At 71.1% G+C, this 6783-nt stretch carries 3 protein-coding genes; all 3 read right to left on the bottom strand.

Annotation, left to right across the window (positions count from 1 at the left end):
- Positions 1-130: 130 nt before the first annotated feature.
- The 3 genes from VT50_RS07815 to VT50_RS07805 all read right to left on the bottom strand — a co-directional run bounded on the left by VT50_RS07815 (position 131) and on the right by VT50_RS07805 (position 6725).
- Positions 131-2167, bottom strand: coding sequence for a bifunctional rhamnulose-1-phosphate aldolase/short-chain dehydrogenase (locus tag VT50_RS07815; protein ID WP_079343784.1), 2037 nt, complete (start codon positions 2165-2167; stop codon positions 131-133).
- A 124-nt stretch (positions 2168-2291) separates the two neighbouring features.
- Positions 2292-3452: an L-rhamnose isomerase gene (rhaI, locus tag VT50_RS07810; protein WP_046088618.1), complete on the bottom strand. Its 1161-nt coding sequence runs from the start codon at positions 3450-3452 to the stop codon at positions 2292-2294.
- Positions 3453-3482: 30 nt separating this feature from the next.
- Positions 3483-6725, bottom strand: coding sequence for an alpha-L-rhamnosidase (locus tag VT50_RS07805; RefSeq protein WP_046088617.1), 3243 nt, complete (start codon positions 6723-6725; stop codon positions 3483-3485).
- Positions 6726-6783 lie beyond the last annotated feature (58 nt).

The raw sequence follows: 6783 nt of genomic DNA, 5'->3' as shown, positions 1-6783 counted from the left end.
GGGCGGGGCCCTGGACCGTATATTTACGGTGCCATTGGCCGGGGGCCTGGGTGGGCCGGAGACTGGCGCCACAAATACACGTAACTGTCCAGGACCCCACCCCTCCGACCCCGTCCCCCTCGCGTGCGTGTCAGCGCAGGAACGCCGCCGCGACGCCCGCGTCGACCGGGATGTGCAGCCCCGTGGTGTGGGTGAGGTCGCCGCCGACGAGGGCGAAGACGGCGTTCGCCACGTGGGAGGGGAGCACTTCGCGCTTGAGCAGGGTGCGCTGGGCGTAGAACTCGCCCAGCTTCTCCTCGGGGACGCCGTACACGGCCGCGCGCTGTGCGCCCCAGCCGCCCGCGAAGATGCCGGAGCCCTGGACGACGCCATCGGGGTTCACCCCGTTGACGCGGATGCCGTGCTCGCCCAACTCTGCGGCTAGAAGACGGACTTGGTGGGCCTGGTCGGCCTTGGTCGCGGAGTACGCGATGTTGTTCGGGCCCGCGAACACGGCGTTCTTGGACGTGATGTACACGATGTCGCCGCCCATGTTCTGGGCGATGAAGGTCCTTGCTGCCTCGCGGGAGGCGAGGAAGCTGCCTCGCGCCATGATGTTGTGCTGGAGGTCCCAGTCGGCGGTGGTCGTTTCGAGCAGGGGCTTGGAGATGCTGATCCCCGCGTTGTTGATGAGAATGTCCACGCCGCCGAAGGCCAGGACCGCTTCGGTGAAGGCCGCCTTGATGTCGTCTTCCTCGGTGACGTCCGCTGTGACGGCGATCGCCTTGTCCGGGCCGCCCAGTTCGGTGGCCACTTCAGCCGCCGATCCGGCGTTGAGGTCCGCCACCACCACGCACGCGCCCTCGGCCACGAGGCGGTGGGCGATCGCCCTGCCGATGCCCGAGCCCGCGCCGGTCACCAGGGCGATGCGGGTGGCGAGCGGCCTGGGCTTGGGCATGCGCCGGAGCTTGGCCTCTTCGAGCGCCCAGTACTCGATGCGGAACTTCTCCGACTCCTCGATGGGGGAGTAGGTGGAGACGGCTTCGGCGCCGCGCATGACGTTGATGGCGTTGACGTAGAACTCGCCCGCCACGCGGGCCGTTTGCTTGTCCTTGCCGTAGCTGAACATCCCGACCCCGGGGATCAGCACGATGGCGGGATCCGCGCCGCGCATGGGCGGGGAGTCGGCGGCGTGGCGTTCGTAGTAGGCCGCGTAGTCGGTGCGGTACGCGGCGTGGAGTTCCCTCAAGCGTTCGATCGCCGCGTCGAGGGGCGCGTCCGGGGGGAGGTCCAGGACCAGCGGGCGGACCTTCGTACGGAGGAAGTGGTCCGGGCAGGAGGTGCCGAGGGCCGCCAGTCGGGGGTGTTCGGTGCGGGAGAGGAAGTCCAGGACGGTGTCGCTGTCCGTGAAGTGGCCCACCTGCGGACGGTCGGTGGACAAAAGGCCGCGCACCACGGGGGCCAGGACCGCCGCACGGGCCCGGCGTTCGGACTCGGGAAGGGAGGGGTGCAGGACGGGGCCGAACGGATCCGCCTTGCCACGTGCGGTGAGGAATTCCTCTGCGGTACGGATGATGCGGAGCGAGTTCGCCTCGCACGCGTCGGAGGTGTCGCCCCAGGCGGTGATGCCGTGGCCGCCGAGGACGCAGCCTATGGCCTGCGGATTGGCCTTCTTGACGGCGGCGATGTCCAGGCCCAGCTGAAAGCCGGGACGGCGCCAGGGCACCCAGACGACCTGGTTGCCGAAACACTCCTTGGTCAGCGCCTCACCGTCGGCCGCGCAGGCGAGCGCGATACCGGAGTCGGGGTGGAGGTGGTCCACATGGGCGGCGTCCACCAGGCCGTGCATGGCGGTGTCGATGGAGGGCGCGGCCCCGCCCTTGCCGTGCAGGCAGTAGTCGAACGCCGCCACCATCTCGTCCTCGCGCTCCACCCCGGGATACACACCGGTGAGTGCCCGAAGCCGGTCCAGCCGCAGCGCGGCCAGCCCGGAGCGAGCCAGGGTACCCAGATCGCCCCCCGAGCCCTTGACCCACATCAGCTCGACGTCCTGGCCCGTGACCGGATCGGTCGCGACGCCCTTGGCGGAGGTGTTTCCCCCCGCGTAGTTGGTGTTACGAGGGTCGGCCCCGAGGCGATGGCTGCGCTCCAACAGCGCGCCCGCCTCGGGATGCGTTTCTGCGGTCATGTCGTCCTCTGCGTGCTTTCGCGGTGGGTTTCGGTGAGCGGGGCGCCTCGGATAGGGCCGCGCCCTAGGGGCGATGGGCCCGGGTTCGGGGAGGGGCGGGTTGGGGAAGGCCCGTCGTCAGGCGTTACGCGCCCCACCCCGCCTGCTCTCCCCCCACCCGCTCCGCCACGATCCGCTCCGCCCACCCCGAGCCCCGGTACGCCGCCATCGGATCCGGGCCGATGCCCAACTCCTCGCGGACCTCGGCCAGCAGCGGCCGTACGTCGGTGTTGTACGCGTCCATCAGCACCGCGTTGGCGCCGAGCACATCGCCCTCGCGCTGGGCCGTGGCGAGGGCGTCGCGGTCGACCAGGAGGGCCTTGGCCGTGGCCTCCTGGACGTTCATCACGGAGCGGATGATCGCCGGGATCTTGGGCTCGATGTTGTGGCACTGGTCGAGCATGAAGGCGACCCCCGAGGTCAGCCCGCCGCCCCGGACCACCTCGTACATGATCCGGAAGAGCTGGAAGGGGTCGGCGGCGCCGACCATCAGGTCGTCGTCGGCGTAGAAGCGGGAGTTGAAGTCGAAGGCGCCGAGCTTCTTCTCGCGCAGCAGCAGCGCGACGATGAACTCGATGTTGGTGCCGGGCGCGTGGTGGCCGGTGTCCACGCAGACCTGGGCCTTGGGGCCCAGCTTGAGGCAGTGGGCGTAGGCGGTGCCCCAGTCCGGGACGTCCGTGGCGTAGAAGGCGGGCTCGAAGAACTTGTACTCCAGCAGCATCCGCTGGTCCTCACCGAGGCGCTGGTAGACCGCGCCCAGCGCCTCGCCGAGGCGGTCCTGGCGGGCCGCGATGTCGTCCTGCCCGGGGTAGTTGGTGCCGTCGGAGAACCACAGCTTGAGGTCCCGGGAGCCCGTGGCGTCCATGATGTCGACGCACTCCAGGAGGTGGGTAAGCGCCTTGCGGCGGACCGCCGGGTCGGGGTGGGTGACCGAGCCCAGCTTGTAGTCGTCGTCCTGGAAGACGTTGGAGTTGATGGCGCCCAGCTTCAGACCGCGTTCCTCCGCGTACTTGGCGAGCGCCCCGTAGTCCTCGACCCGGTCCCAGGGGATGTGCAGGGCGACCGTGGGGGCGACCCCGGTGACGGCGTGCACCTGGGCGGCGTCGTCCAGCTTCTCCTGGGGGGAGCGCGGGACGCCGGGCTGGGCGAAGACCTTGAAGCGGGTTCCGGAGTTGCCGTACGCCCATGACGGCGTCTCGACCGCCTGGCTCTTGAGGGCCGCCTTCACGGCTGGAACGTCAGACATGAATCTCCTTCATGAAACGATTCAAGAAACCTAGCCGCGCGGTCCGCCACGCGTCAAGAAGTGGTGGGTCCCCGACCCCACGGCGAACACCGCACAGCCGTCCGCCATGCGCAGCAGCCGGGCGCCGTGGGCGGTCACATCCGCCGCGCGGCGCGCCGGAACCCAGATCTGGGCCGTGGTGTTGACGGGGATGGACACCGTAAGGGTGAAGTCCCCGCCGCTGCCCTTGCCCCGCGACCACCGGGTGGTGACCGGACCGTAGAGGGATTCGTAGCGGCCCTCGGCGGAGCGCACCTCGCCACCTGGGCGGGGCCGGACGACGATCTCGCGGAAGCCGGGGGCGGCGGGAGCGATCCCGGTGATGTTCTGGTACATCCACTCGCCGACCGAGCCATAGGCGTAGTGGTTGAACGAGTTCATCCCGACGTCCTGGAAGCTCCCGTCCGGCTTGATCGAGTCCCAGCGCTCCCACATCGTGGTCGCGCCCCGGTCGATCTGATACCCCCAGGAGGGGAACGTGCGCTGGTGGAGCAGGCGGTACGCGACATCGGTGTGACCGGTCTCGGTGAGCGTCGGAAGCAGCCGGGGGGTGCCGAGGAAGCCGGTGGACAGATGCCAATCGCGGTCCTTGATGAGGGCGACGAGCCGACCGGCGGCGGGCGTCCGCAGGTCGCCGGGGAGCAGGTCCATGGAGAGGGCCAGGACGTACGCGGTCTGGGTGTCGCCCTTGATCCTGCCGTCGGCGGAGACATACGCGCGGTTGAAGGCAGCCTTGACGCGGGTCAGCAGGTCCTCGTACGGGGCCGGGTCCTCGCCCAGGACGTGTGCGGTGCGGGCGACGAGATCGGTGGCGTGGGCGAAGTAGGCGGTGGCGATGACGTCCTTGGGGGTGTCCGCCTCGATGCTGAGCCAGTCGCCGTAGCCCTCGGCGGGCCGCAGCAGATCGGTGCTGTGCCGCTCCAGGTAGCTGATCCAGCGGCGCATGGCGGGCCAGTTCTCGCGCAGCACCCGGGTGTCGCCGTACGCCTGGTAGAGGTTCCAGGGCACGGTCACCCCCGCGTCGCCCCAGCCCGCCACGCCGTTGCCGACATCGCCGAGGTGCGGCGCCACATCCGGGAAGGAGCCCTCGTCGGTCTGGCCGTCGCGCAGGTCCTGGAGCCACTTGGTGAGGAAGCGGGCGGACTCCAGGGTGTAGGCGGCGGTGCTGGAGAACACGTTGATGTCGCCGGTCCAGCCGAGCCGTTCGTCCCGTGCCGGGGTGTCGGTGGGAATGGACAGGAAGTTGCCGCGCAGCCCCCAAGTGATGTTGGAGTGCAGCTGGTTGAGCATCGCCGAGTCGGTGTGGAACGACAGCGTGAAGGGGGCGTCGGTGTGCATCACCCGGCCGGTGACCGCGTCGGGGGATGGCTTTCCGGGGTAGCCCGTGACCTCGACATAGCGGAAGCCGTGGAAGGTGAAGCGCGGCTCGTAGGTCTCCCGGCCACCGCCCTTGAGGGTGTAGGTGTCGACGGGGCGGGCGGTGCGCAGATTGGCCGTGTAGGCGGTGCCGTCCGGGTTCAGTACCTCGGCGTGGCGGATCCGGATCTTATGACCGGCCGGGCCGGAGACGCTGAGGCGGACGCTGCCGACCATGTTCTGGCCCAGGTCGAAGAGGTGGACACCGGGGGCGGGCTCGGTGACCTCAACCGGCTTGATCTCGCGTTCCACCCGGGTCGGGGCGTCGGTCTGGGCCACCACCTCGGCGGTGATGTCGGTGGCCGTGACGGCGGGCTGCCAGCCGGTGTCGTCGAAGCCCGGTGAGGTCCAGCCCGGGGTCTCCGCGCGGGCGTCGTACTCCTCGCCCATCAGCGGGTCGGCGGTGCGCAGCGGGCCGGTGGCCGCGCGCCACTGCTGGTCGGTGGTGATGCGCTCGGTGCTGCCGTCGGTGTACGTGACCTCCAGCTGGGCGAGCAGCGCGGGGTGGTCGCCGTACTGGGTCTGGCCGAACCAGGCGATGTTTCCGGCGTACCAGCCGGGGGCGAGGGTCACCCCGAGGGCGTTCGCCCCTCGGCGCAGGGCGTCGGTGACGTCGTGGGTCTGGTACGCCACGCGCTTGCGGTAGTCGGTCCAGCCGGGCGCCAGCTGGTCACGGCCCACGCGGACGCCGTTGAGGTGGGCCTCGTAGAGGCCCAGGGCGGTGGCGTAGAGCCGGGCGCGCGCCACGGGCTTGGTGAGCCGGAAGGTGCGGCGCAGCTGGGCGGGGGCCTGGAGCGGGGACACGTCGCCCCAGGGGCCACTGCCCCAGGCCGCCAGCTCCTTGGCGGTGGCCCAGCCGCTGTCGTCGAAGTCCGGGTCCGCCCAGGTGGCGGCGGGTTCGGTGGCGGTGGTGCGCCAGGTGGCGTCCGTGTGGTGGTGGGTGGTGCCGTCCTCGGTGGTGAGCTCCAGGGTGGCGAGCAGTCCGGCCGGGCTCTGCTCGGCGTTGGTGGCCGCGATGGCGAGGGTGGCGGCGCCCCCGTCGAGGAATTCGGTGACGTCGACGGTGGCCGGATGGCTCCATGCCTTGAGGACGCCCACGGCCTCGCGGGCGGCGACCTCGGTGCCGTTCACCCGGGCGGTGAAGCCGTCGTCGGCCGCCACCACCAGCCGGGCGCGCCGGACGGGGCCCGGGGCGTGCACGGAGGTACGGAACCACCGGGTGGCCGCCGGGGCCTCGGTGGCCGGATCCCCCTCGGGGAACCAGATCCAGGAGGCGCCCTCCAGGGACGGGGGCGCGGTCAGCGCGACGGGCGCGGCGACCCAACGGGCCTGCCACTGGCCGGAGTTCAACAGCCCGGTCTCCCACCAGGCGGGGGCGGACCACGGGGAGGGGCGGCCGTGGCCGTCCCAGACCCGCACCGACCAGTGGTAGCGGGTGCGCGGGCGCAGCGCCGGGCCGTCGTAGGGGACCAGGACCGACTGGCGCGACGCGGTCTTGCCGCTGTCCCAGACGTCCGCTTCGCCGAGCCGGTCGGGGGAGGTGGCGACGCGGATGTGGTACGCGCTCTGGAGCTGGTCCCGGGCGTCCGAGTCGAGGATCCAGCTCAGCCGGGGACGGGCGGTGTCGAGGCCGAGCGGATGGGGCGCGTACTCCACCGTGGTGCTCCGGACCCGCAGCCCCGCGCCCGGGCCGTCCTCGGCGGCGGCGGAGCGGTCCTCGGCGGCGGCGGACGGGGCGAGGGCCGGCAGACCCGTGAGGGCCGTACCGGTGGCGGCGCTGACAGCGGTGGTGGCGAGCAGATGGCGTCTGCTGATCACGGGCGTCCTCCCGTAACGGCTGGATGGGAACGATCGATGAAAACGATTCAACCCAAGG

The organism is Streptomyces antioxidans (assembly GCF_000968685.2).
Classification (GTDB): domain Bacteria; phylum Actinomycetota; class Actinomycetes; order Streptomycetales; family Streptomycetaceae; genus Streptomyces; species Streptomyces antioxidans.
The sequence above is the reverse complement of the archived record's forward strand: the minus strand, read 5'-3'. Positions and strand labels throughout refer to the sequence as shown.

Bases quoted from the DNA above. Each gene is read 5' to 3' on its own strand.
- VT50_RS07815 (WP_079343784.1), bottom strand. From the start codon at position 2,167: ATGACCGCAGAAACGCATCCCGAGGCGGGCGCGCTGTTGGAGCGCAGC.
- rhaI (WP_046088618.1), bottom strand. From the start codon at position 3,452: ATGTCTGACGTTCCAGCCGTGAAGGCGGCCCTCAAGAGCCAGGCGGTC.